This window comes from Hafnia alvei (assembly GCF_964063325.1).
GTDB lineage: Bacteria > Pseudomonadota > Gammaproteobacteria > Enterobacterales > Enterobacteriaceae > Hafnia > Hafnia alvei_B.
Map to the genome: position 1 here is coordinate 1,909,973 of NZ_OZ061315.1, position 21,845 is coordinate 1,931,817.

General features: G+C 47.3%; 26 protein-coding genes. 22 read left to right on the top strand and 4 right to left on the bottom strand.

The annotated features are described in order from the left end of the window. Window positions 1-66 precede the first annotated feature (66 nt). The 21 genes from AB3Y96_RS09030 to AB3Y96_RS09130 all read left to right on the top strand — a co-directional run bounded on the left by AB3Y96_RS09030 (window position 67) and on the right by AB3Y96_RS09130 (window position 18,089). Window positions 67-843, top strand: coding sequence for a hypothetical protein (locus AB3Y96_RS09030; protein WP_061554331.1), 777 nt, complete (start codon window positions 67-69; stop codon window positions 841-843). 12 nt (window positions 844-855) lie between these two features. Next, on the top strand, window positions 856-1,815 hold the full coding sequence (locus tag AB3Y96_RS09035) for a major capsid protein (protein WP_367299006.1): 960 nt from the start codon (window positions 856-858) through the stop codon (window positions 1,813-1,815). A 53-nt stretch (window positions 1,816-1,868) separates the two neighbouring features. Then, window positions 1,869-2,348, top strand: a complete 480-nt coding sequence (locus AB3Y96_RS09040) for an Ig domain-containing protein (RefSeq protein WP_367300302.1) — start codon at window positions 1,869-1,871, stop codon at window positions 2,346-2,348. A 54-nt stretch (window positions 2,349-2,402) separates the two neighbouring features. Then, on the top strand, window positions 2,403-2,882 hold the full coding sequence (locus tag AB3Y96_RS09045; RefSeq protein WP_367299007.1) for a DnaT-like ssDNA-binding protein: 480 nt from the start codon (window positions 2,403-2,405) through the stop codon (window positions 2,880-2,882). Further along, window positions 2,882-3,388, top strand: coding sequence for a hypothetical protein (locus AB3Y96_RS09050; protein ID WP_367299008.1), 507 nt, complete (start codon window positions 2,882-2,884; stop codon window positions 3,386-3,388). The genes AB3Y96_RS09045 and AB3Y96_RS09050 overlap by 1 nt, the downstream gene beginning before the upstream one ends. Before the next feature lie 20 nt (window positions 3,389-3,408). Then, complete coding sequence (locus AB3Y96_RS09055; protein WP_061554336.1) at window positions 3,409-3,753, top strand: hypothetical protein; 345 nt, start codon at window positions 3,409-3,411, stop codon at window positions 3,751-3,753. A 2-nt stretch (window positions 3,754-3,755) separates the two neighbouring features. Next, window positions 3,756-4,343: a hypothetical protein gene (locus AB3Y96_RS09060; protein ID WP_367299009.1), complete on the top strand. Its 588-nt coding sequence runs from the start codon at window positions 3,756-3,758 to the stop codon at window positions 4,341-4,343. Next, window positions 4,344-4,766 (top strand): phage tail terminator-like protein, encoded by a 423-nt coding sequence (locus AB3Y96_RS09065; RefSeq protein WP_367299010.1) that lies wholly within the window; start codon window positions 4,344-4,346, stop codon window positions 4,764-4,766. Window positions 4,767-4,768: 2 nt separating this feature from the next. Beyond that, a complete protein-coding gene (locus AB3Y96_RS09070; RefSeq protein ID WP_367299011.1) occupies window positions 4,769-4,990 on the top strand; it encodes a hypothetical protein in 222 nt (73 codons plus the stop codon). A 74-nt stretch (window positions 4,991-5,064) separates the two neighbouring features. Beyond that, entirely contained in the window at window positions 5,065-5,760 is a 696-nt protein-coding gene (locus AB3Y96_RS09075; protein WP_061554340.1) for a phage tail protein, read from the top strand. An 86-nt stretch (window positions 5,761-5,846) separates the two neighbouring features. Then, on the top strand, window positions 5,847-6,200 hold the full coding sequence (locus AB3Y96_RS09080; RefSeq protein WP_367299012.1) for a phage tail assembly chaperone: 354 nt from the start codon (window positions 5,847-5,849) through the stop codon (window positions 6,198-6,200). Window positions 6,201-6,238: 38 nt separating this feature from the next. Next, window positions 6,239-6,508: a DUF1799 domain-containing protein gene (locus AB3Y96_RS09085; RefSeq protein WP_367300303.1), complete on the top strand. Its 270-nt coding sequence runs from the start codon at window positions 6,239-6,241 to the stop codon at window positions 6,506-6,508. A 29-nt stretch (window positions 6,509-6,537) separates the two neighbouring features. After that, complete coding sequence (locus tag AB3Y96_RS09090) at window positions 6,538-9,573, top strand: phage tail tape measure protein (RefSeq protein WP_367299013.1); 3,036 nt, start codon at window positions 6,538-6,540, stop codon at window positions 9,571-9,573. A 61-nt stretch (window positions 9,574-9,634) separates the two neighbouring features. Continuing rightward, on the top strand, window positions 9,635-9,907 hold the full coding sequence (locus AB3Y96_RS09095; protein ID WP_367299014.1) for a hypothetical protein: 273 nt from the start codon (window positions 9,635-9,637) through the stop codon (window positions 9,905-9,907). A gap of 202 nt (window positions 9,908-10,109) precedes the next feature. Continuing rightward, entirely contained in the window at window positions 10,110-10,451 is a 342-nt protein-coding gene (locus AB3Y96_RS09100) for a phage tail protein (protein ID WP_367299015.1), read from the top strand. A gap of 63 nt (window positions 10,452-10,514) precedes the next feature. After that, window positions 10,515-11,270 (top strand): phage minor tail protein L, encoded by a 756-nt coding sequence (locus tag AB3Y96_RS09105; protein WP_367299016.1) that lies wholly within the window; start codon window positions 10,515-10,517, stop codon window positions 11,268-11,270. 4 nt (window positions 11,271-11,274) lie between these two features. Then, on the top strand, window positions 11,275-12,006 hold the full coding sequence (locus AB3Y96_RS09110; protein WP_131020498.1) for a C40 family peptidase: 732 nt from the start codon (window positions 11,275-11,277) through the stop codon (window positions 12,004-12,006). Further along, the gene (locus AB3Y96_RS09115) at window positions 12,006-12,647 is read left to right on the top strand and encodes a tail assembly protein (RefSeq protein WP_314349895.1); all 642 of its coding nucleotides are present in this window, start codon (window positions 12,006-12,008) and stop codon (window positions 12,645-12,647) included. The genes AB3Y96_RS09110 and AB3Y96_RS09115 overlap by 1 nt, the downstream gene beginning before the upstream one ends. Window positions 12,648-12,702: 55 nt before the next feature. Then, window positions 12,703-15,876, top strand: a complete 3,174-nt coding sequence (locus AB3Y96_RS09120) for a host specificity protein J (protein ID WP_367299017.1) — start codon at window positions 12,703-12,705, stop codon at window positions 15,874-15,876. After that, entirely contained in the window at window positions 15,876-16,874 is a 999-nt protein-coding gene (locus AB3Y96_RS09125; RefSeq protein ID WP_367299018.1) for a DUF6453 family protein, read from the top strand. The genes AB3Y96_RS09120 and AB3Y96_RS09125 overlap by 1 nt, the downstream gene beginning before the upstream one ends. Window positions 16,875-16,889: 15 nt before the next feature. After that, window positions 16,890-18,089, top strand: coding sequence for a phage tail protein (locus tag AB3Y96_RS09130; RefSeq protein WP_367299019.1), 1,200 nt, complete (start codon window positions 16,890-16,892; stop codon window positions 18,087-18,089). 105 nt (window positions 18,090-18,194) lie between these two features. Here the strand turns inward: AB3Y96_RS09130 and AB3Y96_RS09135 are convergent, their stop codons facing one another. Further along, window positions 18,195-18,752: a fasciclin domain-containing protein gene (locus AB3Y96_RS09135; RefSeq protein WP_072307383.1), complete on the bottom strand. Its 558-nt coding sequence runs from the start codon at window positions 18,750-18,752 to the stop codon at window positions 18,195-18,197. A gap of 243 nt (window positions 18,753-18,995) precedes the next feature. After that, on the bottom strand, window positions 18,996-19,274 hold the full coding sequence (locus AB3Y96_RS09140; protein WP_072307384.1) for a DUF1471 domain-containing protein: 279 nt from the start codon (window positions 19,272-19,274) through the stop codon (window positions 18,996-18,998). Between the two features lie 224 nt (window positions 19,275-19,498). Between AB3Y96_RS09140 and AB3Y96_RS09145 the strand changes: the two genes are divergently transcribed. Then, the gene (locus AB3Y96_RS09145) at window positions 19,499-19,663 is read left to right on the top strand and encodes a hypothetical protein (protein WP_247650376.1); all 165 of its coding nucleotides are present in this window, start codon (window positions 19,499-19,501) and stop codon (window positions 19,661-19,663) included. An 857-nt stretch (window positions 19,664-20,520) separates the two neighbouring features. Here the strand turns inward: AB3Y96_RS09145 and AB3Y96_RS09150 are convergent. Both AB3Y96_RS09150 and AB3Y96_RS09155 read right to left on the bottom strand, forming a co-directional pair. Further along, window positions 20,521-21,210: an LrgB family protein gene (locus tag AB3Y96_RS09150; protein WP_072307385.1), complete on the bottom strand. Its 690-nt coding sequence runs from the start codon at window positions 21,208-21,210 to the stop codon at window positions 20,521-20,523. Further along, window positions 21,210-21,647 carry a CidA/LrgA family protein gene (locus AB3Y96_RS09155; protein ID WP_367299020.1) on the bottom strand — a complete coding sequence of 146 codons (438 nt, stop codon included), beginning with the start codon at window positions 21,645-21,647 and terminating at the stop codon, window positions 21,210-21,212. The genes AB3Y96_RS09150 and AB3Y96_RS09155 overlap by 1 nt, the downstream gene beginning before the upstream one ends. Between the last annotated feature and the right edge of the window lie 198 nt (window positions 21,648-21,845).

Consider the following 21,845-nt stretch of genomic DNA (forward strand, 5'->3'; position numbering starts at 1 on the left):
GGCCCCGCCTAAAAACGGGGCTTTTTTTATGGGCGAGGCCCGCAACAACTCCCGAGGGGAATGATCATGCTTTATCGCAATTTGTTTATTAAATACTACGCAGCAGCAGGAGAAGGCGAAGGCGCCGCGGGCGGCGAAGGTGGTGGCGTTGAAATTACACCAGAAATCCAAGCGCTAATCGATCAACAGGTGGCTACTCACGTAACCGGCTTGAAATCGAAAAATAGTGAGTTACTCGGCAAGCTTAAAGAGCAAGGCGATAACTTGAAGCGTTTCGACGGCATTGATCCCGATGCGGTGCGCACTATCTTGCAGCGATTTTCCGACGACGAAGAAGCCAAGCTAATCGCCAACGGACAGATCGACGAAGTATTAAATAAACGTACAGAGCGCATGCGCACTGATTCCGATAAGCAAATCAAAGCCGCAAATGACCGCGCAGATAAAGCGGAAGCGTTTTCAAACAAATTCCGTGATCGCGTTTTAGGCGATTCAATCCGCGCAGCTGCGCTGAAGGCTGGCGCAATCCCTGATGCCGTAGACGATTTAATCCTACGCGCTAAAGGGCTTTTCCAAGTTAACGAGGAAGGCGAGGCCGTAGCCGTTGATAAGGATGGTAACCAGTTATTAGGCAAGGACGGCAAAACGCCGCTTTCGCCTTTTGAATGGGCCGAATCAATGAAAGACACGGCGCCGCATTTGTGGCCGCGCGCTGAAGGTAGCGGAGCTGGCGCACACAAAAATGGCGGTGGCAATCTGAAACGCTCAGAAATGAGCCAATCGCAGAAAAACGAATTTATTCGAACTAACGGCCAGCAGGCCTATTTACGACTTCCGAAATAAGGATTTAAAGATATGACCACTACAGTAAACAGTGATCTGATTATTTATAACGATTTGGCGCAGACTTCCTATTTAGAGCGTCGCCAAGATAACTTGGACGTTTTCAATGCGTCTTCTAATGGCGCCATCGTTTTAGATAACGAAATGATTGAGGGCGATTTCAAAAAGCGTGCTTTCTACGTTCTCGGCGGCTCTATCGAACATCGTGATGTTGATTCCGTTGGCAAAGTAACCAACACGAAAATCGGTGCGGGCGAAGCCGTAGGCGTGAAGGCACCGTGGAAATATGGCCCTTACGCGACGACTGAAGAAGCATTCAAGCGCCGCGGCCGTGCGCTAGATGAATTCTCTTCCGTAGTTGGCACCGATGTTGCCGATGCGACGCTGGAAGGCTTTGTGAAATATGCCATTAGCGCCGCCGTTGCAGCCATTGGCGCTAATACCGATATGGTTGTTACTGCCGACATCGCAACCGATGGTAAAAAAACGCTGACCAAAGGCATGCGTAAGTACGGCGATAAATTCGGCCGTATTAGTCTTTTTGTTATGCATTCCGCTTCCTACTTTGACATTGTTGATGAGGCGATCACTAACAAGCTTTATGAAGAAGCCGGCGTGGTGGTTTATGGCGGCCTGCCTGGTACGCTGGGTAAACCGGTTCTAGTGACTGATACCGCGCCGGTCGATGTCATCTTGGGCTTGTTGCCTAACGCTATCGCGATTACCGAGTCGCAAGCACCGGGTTTCCGCTCCTACGAAATCAACGACGAAGAAAACTTGGGCGTTGGTTACCGCGCGGAAGGCACCGTGAACATTGATATGCTTGGTTATAGCTGGAATGAAACTACCGGCGGCGCTAACCCTGATTTAACCAAGATCGGCACCGCGGCGAACTGGAAGAAATACGCCAAAGACAACAAAGTAACCGCAGGCGTGATGATCAAGCTGAAGGCGGCCAGCGCGGGGGAGTAACACTATCGGCGGATAAAACATCCGTCACCGCCGATGGAACTGATAACGCTACAATTTCCCTAACGTTTACCAAAAACGGCCAGCCAGTAAGCGGGGCGGCCGTTACTTGGAAGACGACTGCGGGAACTTTGAGCTCTGAATCAGGTAAGACGGGCGCAGCAGGTGGCGCAACGACTAAATTGTCGTCTAATGCCGCCGGCGCCGCAGTGGTAACGGTATCCGTAGATGGTATTGAAGCCAAGACGGAAAGCATCACCTTTAATGCGGTTAACGTCGCAGTAACGGGCGTAACGATTGATCCAGCTACTGCTGATGTGGCGATCGGTGCAAAAGTGAAATTAGCAGCAACGGTGGCGCCTTCAAACGCAACCAATAAGGCCGTTAAATTCACCACGTCTGATGCGGCTATCGCTACCGTAGATGAAGGAACCAGCGAGGTTACCGGCGTTACAGCAGGCGCGGCCGATATTACTGTTACAACTATGGATGGCAATAAAACCGCCGTCAGTAAAGTAACGGTACCGACAGCATAACTGATGCGTTTATAAACAAGGGGCTTCGGCCCCTTTTTCTTTGCAGGGGGATTAATGCTAGTCACCGATCCAACATCACCGGATTTTAATAGCTATGCATCAGCGGATGATTTGGCCAAGTACGCGGAAGGGCGCGATCTAGAGCTGCCGGAAAAAACAGAGCCGCTACTCATTAAGGCGATGGATTATCTAACCGGCTTAAACTGGCAGGGGCAGCGCACCAAAGACGATCAGCCGTTGGCGTGGCCGCGTTCTAACGTTGTCTTTGATGGTCGTTTATACCCTAAAGACAAGATCCCGCGCGAATTGGTCACCGCACAATGCATACTCGCAATCGAAGCCAAAGAAGGTGATTTACTGGCTTCTAACCGTGAAGCCGCTATCAAGCGCGAACGCATTGAAGGCGCTATCGATACCACTTACGCGATCGCGGATGGCGAATCTTTCAAGCCGTCTTATCCGGCCGTTGATTCGATGCTGCGCGAATTCACCACTAGCACTTTTGAGGCTAACGCCATCGCGAGGCGCGCGTAATGACTACTATCGCTTTTGACGGTAAGACGCTTGCGACTGATTCGCTCGTCACATACGACGATATGCGAGCCGGCACCATAAATAAGATTGCCAATGTTGTTGGCGGGGTACTTGCCACCGCAGGGAATCAAGAAGATGGATTATTGGTCGTGCAATGGTTCAATGCAGGGCGCAAAGAAACCCGGCCGGTTTTAACAAGTTTTGTCGGTCTATTCATTCCTAATGACGGCAGCGCACCGCAGGAATTCGGTGAAAAGCTAATCCCAATGGCTATTCCTAAATTCCCTTGGGTAGCTGGTACCGGTAAAAGCTTTGCGTTAGCTGCCATGCTGGCCGGCAAGGATGCGGTAGAAGCGGTAAGAGTCGCCATTCAATTAGATATTTATTCCGGCGGGGATGTGAATTGCTATGAAATGGATAAACAGCATCACTATAGCGTGGCTACATCTTTGGATTTGGATTCATGGGCTCGCAGCGCGGCGGCTGAGTCTGGAAAAATTAACTAGCTTGCTAAGGAGTTGCGGCCATGAACTACCTGAAAGCGCAGTTAAGAGCGGCCAAGTCAATCGCGAAGAATGGGAAGAAGTTTGCCCTTTGGCGTGGTGGCGGGGTCGAAAACATAGGCGGCATCGAGGTTGAAACGCCGGAAGTAAGCCTGGCGATCACCGGAATTGTTGTGCAGTACAAATTAAACGAAATCGACGGAACGCTAATTGAATCTGGCGATTTTCAAATTATAGCCACGGCCGAAACTGAAATTAAGATAGACGATTGGATCGATGTAGACGGCCGCCGCTATCGAGTTATAGCACCTAACCCCATCAAGCCGGCTGGCGTTCTCATTTTATATAAACCACAGCTAAGGGCCTAGTCATGGCAAATAGCGATCAGTTTATGGCATCTATCAATCTATTCGTTGATGGCTCGAAAAATAAGATGGACGAAGTAGTAAGGCGAACGGGGATAAAAATTCTTGCGCGCCTTGTAGATATGTCACCCGTTGGTAATCCTGAAATATGGGCCATTAATCAGACTGCGGCCCAATATAACCGCGCGGTATACGAGGCCAACGAGGCCGCTAAGCAGGATCCGGCTAATCTGACCAAAACGGGGCGACTGAAGAAGAAAGCCCGCGTTTCGGACAGTATGGATATTAAAGCGCCGGCAGGATATACCGGCGGCCGCTTCAAGGGTAATTGGCAAATAGGAATAGATCACGAACCTAGCGGAGAAACAAACCGCGTAGACGCGGGCGGATCTACAACTATGGCAACGGGGAACATGGTTTTAGAGCAATTCAAAGTAGGCATGCGTACCATTTATTTTGTGAACAACGTTCCCTATGCCTACCGGTTAGAAGTCGAAGGCCATTCACAGCAGGCACCGGAAGGAATGATCCGCGTAACCGTGAAGGATTCTCCAAGCATTTTTCGCGAAGTTATGCAGGAGGTTAACGGCTAAATGTCAACGACACTAATCACGCAGCTTTTAGAATCAAAGTTGGCCGGCGTGGCCGCGACGCTAGGCTTAGAAATCGCGATGGAAAATATCAGTTTCAAGCCTAAAGACAGCAAAGCAATTTATCTGCGCTCGCATATCTTGCCTGCTAAAACGCTTGGCATTGATATTGCCGGCGCGCTGCAAGTCTTCCGCGGCGTGTTTCAAGTGGACGTGGTAGCGCCTGCGGGCTCAGGCAAGACGAAAGCGGGAGAAGTGGCAGATAGTATCCTGAACGCCTTTCCGGCCGGCTTGGAGCTAACGAGCGGCGAATTTACCGCATATATCGAGGCGGTGCCCTACCGCATGCGGCCTCTTCCTAGTGATACCCGTTATTTAATCCCCGTTAATATCGATTATCGGGCTGATACCGTACAGGATGAATAATCATGGCAGAAATTAAAATCAAAATTGATAGCAGCGAGATTGACGCGGCGATAGCTAAGGTTTCCCATCTTCTGGAATTGGTTGAACGCCTGCCAGCTGGCATGCTGGGTACCGAAACGGCTCCTAAGCAACCCGCTTACAAAGATACAGAGCAATTAATGCAAGAAAGTATCTCAAAAGCACTGCGCCCTGGTGGAAGTATTTACCAAGCGATCCGCCGCTAAATATTCCCCAGCAAGCAAACCAAACACACCGCCTTTAGGGCGGTTTTTTTATACCTAAAATTGGAGTATTCCCTATGGGCTTTGCATTGCCTAACGGCTCGCATGTTTATCTTGCTAAAACATATGCGGAAGCCGAAACCGTAACCGCAGCAACTAACGCGGCCGAAACTGTTTTCACTACTGCCGAAGCAACCAAGGCAAAAGCCGGCGATATTATTCACATCCGCTCGGCGTGGCCTGGTCTTGATGAGGTTATCGCGCGAGTTAAAGAAGCCTCTGAATCCTCTGTAACGCTCGAAGACATTAATACGTTGAACACCGGCGATTTTGCCGCTGGTGGCGGCGCAGGTAGCTTCCGAGTCATTAAGTCATGGGAGGAAATGTCTCAAATTACTGAAGTGGCTAGCTCAGGTGGTGAACAGCAGAGCATACAGCTTCAGTTCTTATCCGATACAACGCAGCGCAACGTAAACACGTTCAAAACTGCCCGCGTCCAAACATACACAATTGCCCATGATTCAAGCCTTCCGTTTTATGACCTATTGCGACAAGCGGATAGCTCGCAAGACACCTTAGCCGCTTACATGTTTGTGCCGAAGGCAAAAGAGAATCGCTACTGGTCTGCTAAGGCATCCTTTAACGATATTCCTAACACTGCGGTGAACACGGTTGAAACGGTCACGGCAACGCTAAACCTTCAATCTGGGTTGACTGCCTATAAACAGGCTAGCGCTACTGCGCCAGCGAGCGCCGCCGCACCAAAAAAATAACACCGTTACCTTAGCGCTAATAGCCCGTAATGACGGGCTATTACTCCCATCATTAGAAATGAATTAATTCAATAGGAAATAGTTTTATGGCTACCAAATTTACTTTAATTCCAAACCCTAACTTTTCTAAGCCGGTAACCATTCCCCGCGCTGGCGCTGATGACGGCGAGTTAATCATTACATTTAAGAATAAACGCCGCTCAGATTTGGAATCATTAGAAAAAGCGCTAAACGAAAAATTGGTCGCAATGCGTAAAGATAAAAAATTCACCAATGAACCAACCGCAGATTATTTAATGGAAATTTGCCAAGGCTGGGAACTGCCGGAAGAATTCAACCGCGATAATCTGATCACGCTTTTGGAAAATTACCCGCGCGCATTTGATGCTATCGCGCAGGAATATACCCGCGAAATGATGGCGATCCGCGAAAAAAACTAATAGCGCTTGCCGAGGCATTCTATACGCCTGAAATCCCAATAAATAACGCCTTTGGCTTTAGCCCCGATGATTACGACGATGTGATCGTGGAAATCTGGCCGGATATTGCCCCCGCCTTTGACGTGTTCATATGCATGGCTACGCAATGGAGAACCGGTATGAATGGCGTTAGCGGCTTGGATTATAACTGCCTGCCGTGGCTTATGAAGGTGAACGGCGTAGAGGACGAGGCAAGCGCGTTGAGTGATCTTAGAGTTATGGAAGCCGCCGCACTTCGGATGCTTCATAAAAATCAGGGCGCCGAATAACCACGGCGCCTTTTGTTTTTGGGGGCAATATGTCCGATGAAATTGGCAAGATTTCACTAGTAGCAGATACCAGTAGCCTAGAACGTGCTACCAACGAATTAGATAAATTCGCAGCTTCCGGCAATAAAGCTGCAACGGCAGCCGATAGCCTGAATGATTCAAACGCGCAAACATCGGTAAAAATAAAAGATGTGAACGCCGCGTTTGCAGCCGGTGCCGCAGTGAGAGAGCAAACCCGCCGATCTTACGAAGGAACAACGAAAGAGCTTCAAGGTTTACAGCGCGAGTTAGTCGCTATTCGTGGGCGGGTTGATCCGGTTGGCGTGGCATTCGACAACTTGGCGGCAATGTCAGACAAACTACGCGAAGGCCTCCGCCAAGGGCTTATCGATCCGGCTGATTATGCGGCCAGTGTGAAGGGGATCGATAACCTTACTAATTCTTTAGAGCGATCAGTTTATGAGAGCTCAGCCGCAGGGAAAGCAGCCAAAGAAGCCGCGCAGGCTGATAAAGTCGCCACCGTGGCGAAAGAAGCGTTTATTAGTCGATTGCGTGAACAAGCCGAAACACAAGGAAAGACCAACTCCGAAATTATGGCTTATCGTGCCGCGCAGCTGGGCGCCACGAAAGAGGCAGCGCCATTCATCGCTAGCCTCAAGCAACAAGAGGACGCCTGGAAGAAAGGGACTATTTCGGCCGGACAGTACCGCCAAGCTATGCGACAACTACCGGCGCAGATTACGGACGTTGTAACGTCGTTGGCATCGGGTATGCCGGTTTATATGGTCGCCATTCAACAGGGCGGTCAGATTAAAGACTCTTTCGGCGGGATCGGTAACGCAGCAAAGGCTCTTATCTCGCAGTTAACACCAATGCGATTATTGGTTAGTGGTATCACGGTTTCGGCTGTGGCGATGGGCCTAGCCTATTATCAGGGAGCCAAAGAAAGCCAAGAGTTTAATAAACAGCTAATCCTAACCGGAAACTATGCTGGAGTGACAACCGATCGCCTTAATGACATGGCTAAGACCATCTCGAAATCTGGCGGAACGCAGGGCGCGGCGGCCGCGGCGCTGGCAAAGGTTGTAGGCACTGGCGCTTTTGGCGCTAACCAGTTGGAAAGCGTTACACGCTCGGCGCTGGCTATGGAGAAGGCCACCGGCCAATCAGTAGACGCCACGATCGAGAACTTCAAGCGGTTGAAGGAAGATCCATTGCGCGCGGCGCAGGATTTAGACAAGCAATTGCACTTCCTGACCGCTACGCAGTTGGAAAGCATCACCAAGCTATCGGAAACGGGGAATGTAACGGCAGCGGCCCGCGTGGCTATGGATGCTTACGCAGACACAATGCAGCACCGCGCGGCAGATGTTACCGATAGTCTCGGATATTTAGAAACTGGCTGGAATAGCATCAAAAGCATTGCTTCAAGCGCTTGGGATGCGATGCTGGGCGTAGGCCGTGAAGATACTATCGAAGACAAGATCGAACGCTTACAGAAAGTATCCAAGGCGCGCGCGCTAGGTATGGCTGATGTAAATGTGGGCGTAGATACTAGCGCCGAGATTGCTACACTTCAGGAGGAAAAATTTCAACGCGATATAAAAGTCGCCAAGGATAAAGCGGAACAAAACGAACAGGATCGCCAAAAGCGTGAATATAATGCTACCCAAGCATTGAATAAGAAATATGAAACGGCCGAGGAAAAGCACCAGCGCACACTATTGGAGATCCGCAGCGGTTATGCGTCTAAGGAAGCCAAAGACGCAGCAATAAAGCGCGAAAATATAGAATTTGCTGAAGCCCAAGCCCGTAAGACTAAAAAGCCAAAAGCCGCCAAAGCGATCACGGATGATGACGCTACAAAGGAATTAGCAGCTAGCCAACAGCGTCTAGCGGTTTTACGTGGGCAATCTTCAATCACTGACAAAATGACGCAGCAAGAAAGCCGCTTGCTTGAATTTAATCAGCAGATTGCAGACCTGAAAAACAAATCCATTCTAACCGCCGATCAAAAGTCTTTGCTTTCGCGTGAAAGCGAAATTCGCGCAAGCCTTCAGCTTGAAGCGAGTATCGCCAAGGAGAATGCGCAGCGTGAAAAAGCCGTAAAGGCGATGAAGACAATGCGCGATTACGCTAAAGAGATTGCAGAACGTAACCGGCTAGCGACTGAAAGCTTCGGTTTAACCACAAAGCAAACGGAACGCGCCGCTCAGGAATCGCAATTGGGGAAAACTTTCCGCAAATCAACTGAAGGCATTACCGATCCGGCTCAGCTGGAAAAAATAACGGCGGAGTATGTAAAGGCGCGCGACAAGTTGCATGAAGGTTTTAGGGATGAAGATGCGCGCGAGTCGGATTGGATTTCTGGCTTAAATCTTGGCATCAATCAGTTTGCCGAAAACTCGCTAAATGTCTTTCAGGCAACGGCTCAAATCGGCCAAACCACAATGCAAAGCCTTTCAGATATGGCAACGGATTTAGCGAGTACCGGCAAAGCAAACATTAAGGAATTTGGAACTTCAATCCTAAAAATGATTTTGCAGGTTATTAATCAGTTGCTTGTGGCTTATGCGATTCAATCAGCGTTAGGGTGGATGAGCGGAGGCGCTTCATTTTCATCTACAGGCTTAAATGATGGAACAAAAGGGATCCCTATGCCGCCGAGGTTCGATGCTGGTGGCTATACGGGGGATGGCGGCAAGTATGAGCCAAAAGGGATTGTCCACGGTGGCGAGTTTGTTTTTACAAAGGAATCAACGAGCCGGATCGGGACGGATAATCTTTACGCGCTGATGCGGGGCTATGCTAATGGTGGGTTAGTGGGCGGAGCATCAACTGGCCGCGCTCCGATGTTGGGGCTACAAGGTGGAGGAAGCACCAGCGGGCCTATCATTCAAACATCCGTAGTCGTTAATTGCGAAGGAGGCCAACAACAGAGAGGCGGCAACAGTGATGCGCTAGGCAAAGCTTATCAGCAGGTAATAGACACTTCGGTAAGGGATGGCATATCGAAGGCTTTGCGGCCAGGTGGGTTGATTTGGTTGTCCCAAAATAAAAGATAGAACAGTTACTTCAACAAAAGGAGGGTGATAGGATATTGTCACTTTATTTTGGGGAAATAATATGAAGAAGTTATTGATCTCAATGCCTTTGGTTTTTTTTTGCATGACTGCTATTGCAGATGATGAATCTAAGTTTTTAAGAGAAAAAGTAGATAATTTTTGTATCACAACCAATGATATAAAAGATTGTCAAAAAACATTCTACACACTGATTTACCTTTCAAATTTACATGGCGAGCACAATCAACGATGTAAAGACGAAAAGTTAAAGACGAAATCATGTGAAGATTCCAAGAATTTCTCCAGATTTGTCGAAGATGAATTTAATAAATAGTTAATACAACTAGTATGCCCACTTATTTAGTCGATCTCCGCATGGCGGAATACTTAAATAGAATCATGGGCTCGGTCATGGTGTACAGGATGCACCTGAAAAACAAGGTGCAGCCTGTATTGCTGTGATTGATCACACTAAAAGCATAGTTACCTACGTAGCCCGCCTAATTGCGGGTTTTTTTACGACTGGAGAATGTCAAATGGCCTTAGAAACATTCACATGGCGAACGCAGGGCCAGCCGGAAGGCTCTTTTAGTCAGCGCGTTAGAACGGCCAAGTTTGGGGATGGTTACGAGCAAGTAGCCGCCGATGGTATTAACTCAGAGCAACAAAGCTGGCCTCTAAGCTTCAGTGGCTTAGAAAAAGAAATGGTGCCGATCCTCTCTTTTATGCGGCGCCACGTTATCAAATCTTTTGTTTGGTCACCGCCTTACGGAAAACAAGGCCTTTACCGAGTTGTTAGCGATTCTATTAGGGCAACGCCGGTGGGCGGCCAAGTAATGACGGTATCGGCTACATTCCAACAATCATTCGCGCCATAAGGTGCTTTAATCGATCACAAAATAAAGGGCTATCTTCGGATAGCCTTTTTTTATGGGGTAATCATGGCAATTACTAGCGACGTTCAAAAGCTTGAACCCGGTAACCGCATTCGACTTATTGAAGTTGATGGTGAAGCATTCAACGCAGGGATCCTGCGCTTTCATAATGACACTATTCCCCATACACCGGAGGAAATCGCTACAGCCGGCGGGGACGAGTCGAAATTAAAAGCGAAGTCGATATGGTGGCAAGGTAAAGAATATGGCGCGTGGCCGTGTGAGCTTTCAGGCCTTTCATATTCGACAGATGGAACAGCGGCAGAGCCTAAATTAACAGTAGCAAACTTAGACGGCACGATCGGCGCTATGTGCATTGCTTATCAAGATATGGTTCAAGCGAAAGTGACCGTTCACGAAACATTCAAACATTATTTAGATGCGCGCAATTTTCCAGAAGGTAATCCCGAAGCCGATCCAGAACAAGAATTTACGCAGGTTTTCTTCATCGATAGCCGAAGCGGTGAAAACGACGAACAAGTCGAATTTACGTTAAGTAGCCCGATCGACTTACAAGGCCTGCGCATTCCTACCCGACAAATTCACTCGCTTTGCCAATGGGCCATGAATAACGAATACCGCACCGGTATTGGCTGCTCATATGCGGGACAAAACGGCATGTTTACCATGGACGATAAACCAACGGACGATCCCAGCCAAGATGCATGCTCAGGTTGTTTATCATCTTGTAAATTACGTTTTGGAGAAATGGCCGAATTAGATTTCGGTGGTTTTCCTGGTAGCTCTTTGATTCGGAGATAGACCAATGCAAGATAAAACGTTAGCGGCCATCATGGCCCACGCCAAACAGGCTTACCCGCTGGAGTGCTGCGGCGTAGTTGCCCAAAAATCCCGCGTAGAGCGTTATTTTCCTTGCCGCAATATCCTTCCATCGAATGAGAAAAAAAAAGAAGGCCCCGAATACGGATTCATTCTGGCGCCGGAGGACTACGCCACGGCCGAAGATTGGGGAACAGTTACCGCTATTGTGCATAGCCATCCTGACGCCACCACGCAAGCATCGGAACGCGACAAAAATCTATGTGATGAAACAAAGTTGCCATGGGTTATAGCGTCATGGCCGGAAGGCGATATAAGAACGATTTACCCGCGCGGAGATCGGCCGCTCGTTGGCCGGCAATTCGATTTGGGCCATGCTGATTGCTGGTCTTTAATTCGCGATTACTTCCGCATGAATCATGAGATTGAATTGCCTAATTACAGCGTAGAGCATCATTGGTGGGAAGACGGACACGATGAAAACTTTTATCACGATTGTTGGTTTGAATGCGGCTTTCGTGAATTTGAAGGGCCGACGCGCGAAGGCGATATGGTCATGATGCAGGTACAGGCCGATAAATGGAACCATGCCGGCATTCTGGTTGAAAATGGGATGCTGTTACATCACTTATACGGCCAATTAAGCCAGCGCGTACCGTATGGCGGTTATTGGGTTGATCGCACAATGAAAGTGGTTAGATATAAGGATCTGATGTGATGAGCCAATTAAACGAAGGGCTAAAAACTATCCGACTTTACGGCGTGTTGGGTACCACGTTTGGCCGAGTACATCGGCTTGCGGTCAGAACGCCAAAAGAAGCCGTGAAGGCGCTATCCGTCGTTATCCCTGGCTTTGAAGCTTTCATGAATTCTTCTACCCAGCGCGGCATTGAATATGCCGTTTTTAAAGGTAAGAAAAATATCGGCGAAAGCGAATTAACAGATAATTCAGGAAGTCTAGAAATTCGCATCGCCCCGATTATTACCGGCAGCAAACGCGGCGGCATTTTTCAAACGGTATTAGGCGTTGCTTTAATTGCCGTAGCTGGCTTTATGACTGGTGGCGCCGCAGTTGGCTTGCTTGGTTCTGCCGGCTTTGCCATTTCTGGCGCATGGGGTACCGCGGCGCTAGTAGGTGCGTCAATGGCAATCGGCGGCGTTATGCAGATGATAGCACCACAACCAACGGGCCTTTCAATGCGTGAGGGTCCAGATAATAAACCGTCTTACGCCTTCGGCGGGCCAGTGAATACCACGACGCAAGGCAATCCCGTTGGCGTCCTTTATACGCAAGACAATAACCGCGAAATAGGCGGTGCCATCGCTTCGGCAGGCATTTACGCTGAAGATCAGCAATAGCGTTAAAAGAATCAAATAGGCTGCCTACGGGCGGCCTTTTTTTATGCGAGGAATTATGCAATTAATCCAAGGTAACAAAGGCGGAGGCGGTAGTGGTCGCCAGCCTTCAGAATCACCAGACAGCCTACAGTCAGTTGCCCGCGCAAAGATTCTTTTAGCGCTTGCGGAAGGCGAGCTGGGCGGTACGTTGGATGGTAAGCATATCTATCTGGATGGAACGCCAATTATGAACGCAGACGGAAGCAATAATTTTCCGGGCGTTACATGGGAATATCGGCCAGGTACGCAGGCGCAGACCTATATCAAAGGGATCCCAAGCGTAGAAAATGAAATCACGATTAACACCGAATTAAAACAGTCTCAGCCGTGGATCCGCGCTATCAATAATACGCAGCTATCAGCCGTGCGCATTCGCCTTGGTTTTCCCGCGCTACAACAGCAAAAAGATAACGGTGATTTGATAGGTTATCGCGTGGAATATGAAATCGATTTGGCGATAGATGGCGGAGCCTATGAAACCGTTTTGAAAACGGCGGTAGATGGCAAAACGACGACGCTTTACGAGCGCAGCCATCGTATTAATCTACCTGCGGCTAATACCGGATGGCAAGTGCGCATTCGTCGCCTTACAGCTGATTCTACGAGTGCAAAAATCGCCAGCAAATCGACGATTGAAGCTATCGCAGAAGTGATCGACGCTAAATTACGCTATCCGAATACAGCTTTGTTATTCGTGGAGTTTGATTCCAAGCTTTTTTCCAATATCCCTAAAATTAGTTGCAGGCCAGATGGGCGCCTGATCCGTGTTCCGACTAACTACGATCCAAAGATGCGCACTTATTCCGGCAGTTGGGACGGAACCTTTAAATTTGCCGTAAGCAATAACCCTGCGTGGGTTCTCTTTGATTTGATCATTGAAAAGCGTTTCGGCCTTGGCCGTCGTTTGACTATCGAGCAAGTTGATAAGTGGGAACTCTACCGCATCGCGCAATATTGCGATCAGATGGTACCGGATGGCCGAGGCGGCGATGGTGTGGAGCCGCGCCATATGTGCGATGTTTATATTCAATCGCAAGCTGACGCCTTTACCGTGTTGCGCGACGTGGCCGGCATCTTCCGTGGCATGACTTCATGGATGAATAATCAGCTTTCAGTTATTGCCGATATGCCGCGCGATGTATTTCGCAACTTTACCCATGCAAATATTGTGGGAAAAATTAATTATGTAGGCGGTAGCCAACGCAATCGCGTTACCCAGGCGCTTATTAGCTGGTCAAATCCGGTAACGAATTATCAAGATGAAATCGAAGCCGTTTCAGATATGGCATTAATGCGGCGCTATAGTGTTAATCAGATTGAACTATCGGCCATTGGTTGTACGCGTCAAAGCGAAGCAAGGCGCAGTGGATTATGGGCCATTCTAACCAATAGCAAGGACGGTGCCGCCAGCTTCACGACGGGCTTAGAAGGCCAATTGCCGATGCCTGGCTATATTATTGGACTGCCGGATCAGCGCCGCTCGGGACGCGTCTATAGCGGCCGTATTTCTTCGGTAAATGGTCGAAATATCAAGCTAGACCGCAAACCGGATGCTAAAGCCGGTGACCGCCTGCAAATCAACTTGCCTTCAGGCTCATTGCAGGCGCGCACGATAACCGCAATAAATGACGCCGTTGTAACAGTCTCAATCGCTTACACTGAAACGCCAGAGCCAGAAGCTATATGGGGTATAGAAGCTGATGATCTAGCTATTCAACTTTATCGAGTTATCAGCATTGAAGATAACAACGATAATACTTTCAATATCTCATGCATTGAGCATGATCCAGACAAATATGCGCGCATCGATACTGGCGCAAAAATAGACGAGCGGCCGATCACGGTTATCCCGCCTGGTGTTCAGGCAGCGCCGGCTAACATTCAAATCACTAGCTACTCAATCGTTAATCAAGGCATCGCAATAACTACAATGCATGCAGGCTGGGATGCGGTGCCGAATGCTATCGCTTACGAGGCTGAATGGTGCAAAGACAATGGCAATTGGATCAGCGTGCCGCGGTCTTCCGTTACCAGCTTTGATATTCCGGGAATTTATGCTGGGCGTTACCGTGTGCGTGTTCGGGCGATCAATGCCAGTGATATATCATCCGCATGGGCCACATCACTCGAGACGCAGCTTAATGGGAAAGAAGGAAAACCACCGTTGCCTGTCGGGTTCAAAGCTGATCCACTCTTGTGGGGGGGTTTGCTTTCTTGGGGATTTCCTGATGGTGCTGAGGATACGCTAAAAACCGAAATTCAATACTCCTCAACTGCTGGCAGTGGTGATGCCATGCTGCTTTCTGATATCCCTTATCCACAGCGAAGCTATACGCAAACTGGATTAAAGGCTGGGCAAGAGTTTTGGTATCGCGCACGCCTTGTTGATCGTACTGGTAATCAAGGGGATTGGACAGGGTGGATACGTGGAGCGTCAAACGGTAATACGGGGGATTATCTCGAGGGTATTGGAGATGAATTTCTCACCTCTGAAGATGGTGAGAAGCTAACCAGCGATATTGATACGAATATTGAAGGCATCATGCAAAATGCGCTGGCTAACAATGCCACTGTAGAACATCAGTGGGCGCAATACGGTGAAGTTCGCGCCGATATTCTTATTGTAAAGACAACTATCGCGGAAGTGGATAGGGCTTTAGCCGAGATGTCTACTCAGGTACAGGCGCAAATCGAGGATGTCACCTCTGTTCTTGAGGATAAGCTTACGGCGACTGTAGATGCAGACGGCGCTACAGCAATTCATACACTCAAAGCAGGCGTTCGCATCAATAATGTATTTTATAGTGCGGGTATGTCTATTGCTGTTCTAGCCCAAGCGGGTTCACCGGTTATTACACGAATTGGGTTTAATGCGAATCAATTTGTATTGATGAGTGGAAGCGGTGATACTCAATATTCTCCATTTGCATCTATTAACGGTCAGGTGTTTATTGATGATGCATTTATTCGCAAAGCGTCCATCAATTCAGGGAAAATAGCCGACTATCTCCAATCAGATGATTATGTTGTTGGTCGTTCTGGCATGAGGATTGGATTTAGAACAGGAACAATAGAAATTAATGGCTCTAATTCGTTGGGGATGATGAAACAAGATAATGTAACAATTAGTATTGCTAATCCATCACGACAATTAAAAGTCCAACTAGGCTATTTGACGGGGGTGTTCTAATGTCAGATTTCGGGTTGGCTATTTACGGCGATGATGGAAATACACGACTAAGGATAGATAAAAATACAGCAGGACTTCTTAGCTATATCGGAACAGTAAAAATAAAACATAACTCTGGGACCGGGACGTCTTATAGTTTTAATCTTGGGTTTACCACGGGATCAACGGCTTTGTGTGTTCCACGTGACGGAATTCAGATTGGAACATCTTCAAGCTCATCACCTTATAATGATCAGGTTTATGCTATTACAGGATGGTCAAGGTCTGGTAATACTATTACTTTTAACGTTAGCCCCGCCGTTCCCGGCATACAAGGTGGTGTACCGAATGGGTTTACCGTTGATGTATATGAGTACAACCAAGTTCCTGAGGCACCATCAGGACATTGGGGGCTAGCAGTACAAGGAATGAGAGGATATACCGAGATAAATGACACAATGAAGTTAGGTTATTGTGTTTACGCCCAAAAGCTAAACATTTCCAATGGATGGACGCTGCCTAGCAATATACCCGGCTCGAACAAGCGTGTGTTTTGTTATTGGAACAATGCTTCTGCCGTTGTTGAAATGGGATTGGATAATGTAATTAGATTATCGGGTGTCACTACCTTAGAAATATATATCTGCGTATTCGCCTCTGATTTTACATTGCAGTTAGATACATGGGGGCTTGCCATATGGAATGATAGCGGTCGTCTTGTGTTTTCTAGCAAATACGCCCCATTTAATTTAGGTGCATCCGTATCTATATCGAATGACTACAAGGATAGTGGTGTTCTTCGCCCGATGGTTCCTCTTGAACGCTCAGCGAAAACGGGAACGCGAAGCGGAACTGTCTGGACTGTTTATAATATGGGCCTGCAAATATCTGGACGTCAAATTAGACGAGGAAGGGGAACTATCGAAGGAACGATAAATACAGGCGGCGTAACATTGCAGTTTCCAAATATATCTACGCCATCAATCGTGCTTGATGCAAGTGACTATTTTAAGTTTTAGTGAGGAATAATAAATATGTCAGCCGGAACAATAACGCTAACAAATAACTCAGCGGCGGTATCTGGTACAGGAACGGTATTCACCACAGATTTAAAGGCAGGGGACTTTATCGTCTCCGTTGTTGGTGGTGTTACCTATACGCTGCCGGTTAAAACTGTAAATAGTGCCACTAGCGTTACGCTGCTCAAAAATTATGACGGTCCGACTCAAGCTGGTGCGGCATGGTCATCGGTACCGCGCGATGCAATGAACGCTATAACTGCACAACTGGCAGCAGAAACAGCACAGGCGTTGCGTGGACTGAATTACGATAAACAGAACTGGCAGTTAGTATTCAGCAGTAACGGTAACATTACGATTAGATTGCCAGATGGCAGCACTTTCTCAGGCCCATCATGGAATAGTTTATCAAATCAGCTATCTAATTTAGGCTCGGCATCTACGGCTAATATTCAGCAAAGTGTTGGAGATGCCGCTAAAGGCAGGGTGATGATTAATGGTGCTCATGGCTTAGGTGGCCCATCGCTGAATGATGCATGGTCTAACTCTTATCAGCGAAGCACTATTATGACAAGTGCAATAGATGGAGCTGAGTCATCTGGAACCATGGGGATACAAATTGCCCATGCCGTCAACCCAGCAGAATTTAAGCTACAGATTGCCGGCAGGGGGAGTCGACTCTATTTTAGGGGGAGCGAATCGTCTGTTTTTGAAGCGTGGAGAAAGATTTATCACACTGGTAATACCACGGTAGCCTCTGATGGAACGTTAAAAACGGCATCGCCAATCGTTAATATTTTCCACGATGGCACATTCGACACCAATGATGAGTCAGAAGGTGCGCAGGTATCGCGTGAAGACGTCGGCGTTTATCGGATAAGTAATGTTCTGGGTATGAATTCGGATCGTGCGTGGGGTGGTAATGATGGCGGTTTTGAAATACCAAAAGACCGCAATGGCCAGCGATTAATTTGGTTGGATTATGAGGTTGAAGCTGATGGCTCAATTTTGGTTAAAACTTATCACCGCACTTATCCAGACGCCCCCATATTCGCCAGAAACATCAAGGATGGATATGAGGAAAGCGATCCTATTGATATACCGTCTGACCAATTCCTTTCCGTTCGTGTAGAAATGCCACAGGACTCGATCTGGAATCTGGCTCAAAAAGCAGCGCAAGAAGAAATGGCGCAAGAAGAAATTGCAGAAGATTAATTAGGTTTGCGCCGATCCCTATGCAAGAGACCGACGCAGTGACAACACCGGTGGATCGCTAATGCGTTTAAGTGATTAAAATAAATCACAGGACAGAGTATCCGACTATGGCATTAGTACGGTATCAATTACATCAATGACGCCATTTTTTTGCATAACATCGTAGGTGGAAATGTTAGCAATATTACCTTTTGCATCTTTGATTTGAATATTATGAGGCCCGTTAGACATTATCCATAGTGCCTCACCGTTAGCGGTTTTTAGCTCTGCTTTGCCGTCACCATCTTTAAGCATTTTCGCCATTTTTTTCATATCATATTTGCCAGGGACAACATGGTAAGTTAGCACATCAGTTAATTGTTTTTTGTTTTCTGGCTTAAGAAGATTTTCAACCGTGCCGGACGGCAATTTAGAAAAAGCCTCATTAGTTGGAGCAAAAACTGTAAATGGTCCTTCACCCTCTAGGGTGTCAACTAATCCTGCTTCTTTTAAGGCAGCAACAAGCGTTGTGTGATCTTTAGAGTTGAGGGCATTTTGTACAATATTTTTATTTGGCATCATTGCAGAGCCGCCAACCATAACAGAATGCTGCGACATTTCCGCAACTGCAGTACCGCTGAAGATTAATGTTAAAACAATTGCACTTAACGCTAATTTTCTCATTTTCAAATCCTTATGTCTTTTAAGTTAAACGTTGATTATGGGTATTACATAAGAACTTTAGTTTAGAATAGTAGTTATATGTTTTTTTAATGTTGGAGTGTGATATTTGTCACGAAGTGTGGAAATCGAATATAGCCAGAATGATTTAATTATTTAATTATTTAATTGATATTCATGCAGATAGGAAAGAATGTGGTCACAAGTATGCTGATCACGGTTGTGACCAGCATAACTAACTAATGTTTATTTTTTCTTATATATTTCAGCAGTTCCACGCATGGTATCACCCATGCCTGCATCACCAAGAGAAGAAATTCGATATGCATCCGCATTCTTCTCATCAGCTTCTTTATTAATCATTTTGACAACAGCATCTAGGGTACCATCATGCACATCAACACTGACCACACCGATTTTTGTGTAGTTATCAGCATCTGAGCGAGTAATTTCAGTCGCCGCATGAGATAAAGCTGAGAAAGAAAGGAGTGTGGAACTTACTGCAACCAAAAGGTATTTATTCATTTTTTCATCCTCGGATTTGCTTACAATTATTTGCTTAGCAACAAAACACCCACTAGTCCTGTGGGTTATGTGAGGGTAGCTAAATGCAGGCTTGTAGTAAACGCATCGTTATAATATGTTTCTGATTTGTTTTGCTATGGTTTAGATACTAAAGGAAATGTACACTAATGATGCATCAAGTGACGTTACTTAACATATAGGCAGGACTATGTGGTGAGTTCGTCTTGCGCCGATTACTGACTATGCCAGTGCCGTGTTTAGCGAAGCTGGAAAATTATGATGATGTGACGTTTGCTGATGAAGAGACGGGATTTGAGATATTCGGTGTTGTGACGCATGTAGTCAACGATATGACGATGAGCGAGTTCGATGACAACCCGTGTATTTGATGGGAGAGAGCACTATCGCAGATCACCCATGAGTGGCCTGCGGTAATACTCTGGGACAGATTTGGGACTCACAGTGTTTTCATGCATCTTCAATAGTTTTACAAACTTTTCCATCTTGGGACGTGTGAGCGGCGGAAGATGCGGTAAGTTACTGGTTTAAAAGGTAGTTCTACGCACTCTTAATCAATTGGTCGGCGGTTCGAACCCGCCACGACCCACCAACAAATTCAAAGGCTTGCATGAAAATTGCGAGCCTTTTTTTTTCGGGGATACCTGAGAAAAAATCAGATTTAAAATTCCGACCTAAAATCTCTCTAATGGATTTTGAATTTCGTGGGTATAAAATTTTGACGTGGTAGGCCGTTCTGTTACCTCAACACCTCAGCGATTAGCCCCCCCTTATGCCGGATAACGCTATACCCTGTATGCCTGTATGCCTGTATGCCTGTATGCGCCCATAACTCATTGTTTATCCCATCCATCGTCACTTTGGCCGTAATCACTCCACCAGTGCCGGCACTCTCGATAACGCCAGTGTGTGGTCACTGTTCCAGCTTATAATCCCCGTAACATTATTAGTGGCTTCATTTATTGATACACCTGCAGACACACTTGGGCTTTCATAAAACAATACAAGTACAAATGGAACAAGAGTAAATCGCAGAAGAGTCGTTTAGTTTGCGCCGGTTCGTATGCAAGAGACCGGCGCATTGACAATACCAGTGGATCGCTAATGCGTTTAAGTGATTCAAATGGTTATTGCCAGGCGCGGATTGTGCGGGGTAAATCTAAGATAGCAACGAGAATCAATCTAAGCGACTACAGGGTAGCTTGCGTAACTACCCTGTAATGTCAATTCAGAACATAAACAATGCAATCAGTGGTGCAGCCAGCACCATCACCACGCCGGAAAGCATCATTACAAGACTTGCAACCACACCTTCCTGTAGACCTATTTCGTAGGATCGTGCCGTACCTCCCCCATGTGAGCCTCCGCCAAATCCGGCGCCCTTCGCTATACCTTCACGAATGGAGAGGCGCAGAAAAAGTACGTCGCCAACTGCCATGCCGAATACACCCGTCACCACAACAAACAAGGCGACGAGCTGTGGCTGTCCGCCCAGCGATTTCGCAGCGGCTAATGCAAAGGGGGTGGTAATGGAGCGCACTGCGAGGCTGCGCTGAATTTCATCCGGTAGCATAAATAGACGTGCTAGCCAAACTGAGCTAGTCACAGCCACCGTGGTTGCCGTAAGCACGCCTGCAGAGAGCGACATCCAGTGGCGCTTAATCACTCCCAGATTTTCATACACTGGCACTGCGAAAGCGATAGTCGTTGGGCCAAGAAGCCATAGTAACCAGTGCGTCTCACCAATATAGTTGTGATAAGAGATATGGCCGAAAACAAGCGTCGCAACGAGTAGAATCGGCGTAAGCACTAGTGGCATCAGCGGCATTTTGTGAACGCGACGATAAAGTTTTTTGTTGGCAAAGTAGAGAGCCAGCGTGAGAATCAAGCACGCTATGCTGGTATGAAAATTAGTCATCACGCACCTGCCCGCTCAATGCTTGCCTGCTTGCGCGCTTCGCGAGCCCGTTCAAAACGACAAACTTTATCTACAACCAGTGCAGTCGTTCCCAGAACCAGCAGGCTGCTGATGGCAATCACCAGAAAAATACGCCATCCATCCACCATCAATAACTGAGTGTAATTCACCACGGCGACCACTGCAGGCACAAAAAATAGCAGCATTTCTGCCAGTAGCCAGCGAGAACCTACTCGCACCCATTTCAGCGGCACTATATGGCAGGCCAACAATAATAGCAGCAGCAACATACCGACCAGATTGGCAGGCAGTGGCAAATGCCACACAACCACCAACCATTCGGAAAAAACAAACAGTCCTGCATACACCATAATCTGAATTGGTACCTGAATACTGCTGACAACAGCAGGTGTAAAACGGCTGAACGCCATGTTCATGATTCCAGAGGAAATTATAAAGTGCGATTATAAGTTATTATAAAATGTGCTTATAAGTTTTCTGGTCAAGTATTCAAAGAATTGGCTAGGTTGTAAGATCACCTTTTTAATCGAGTGGATGAAATGGTTAAAATTGACGTGAAGTATCCATTTTGTGTTGACCTTACTATGAACAACTCTGGTTTCCGCGATACCGCA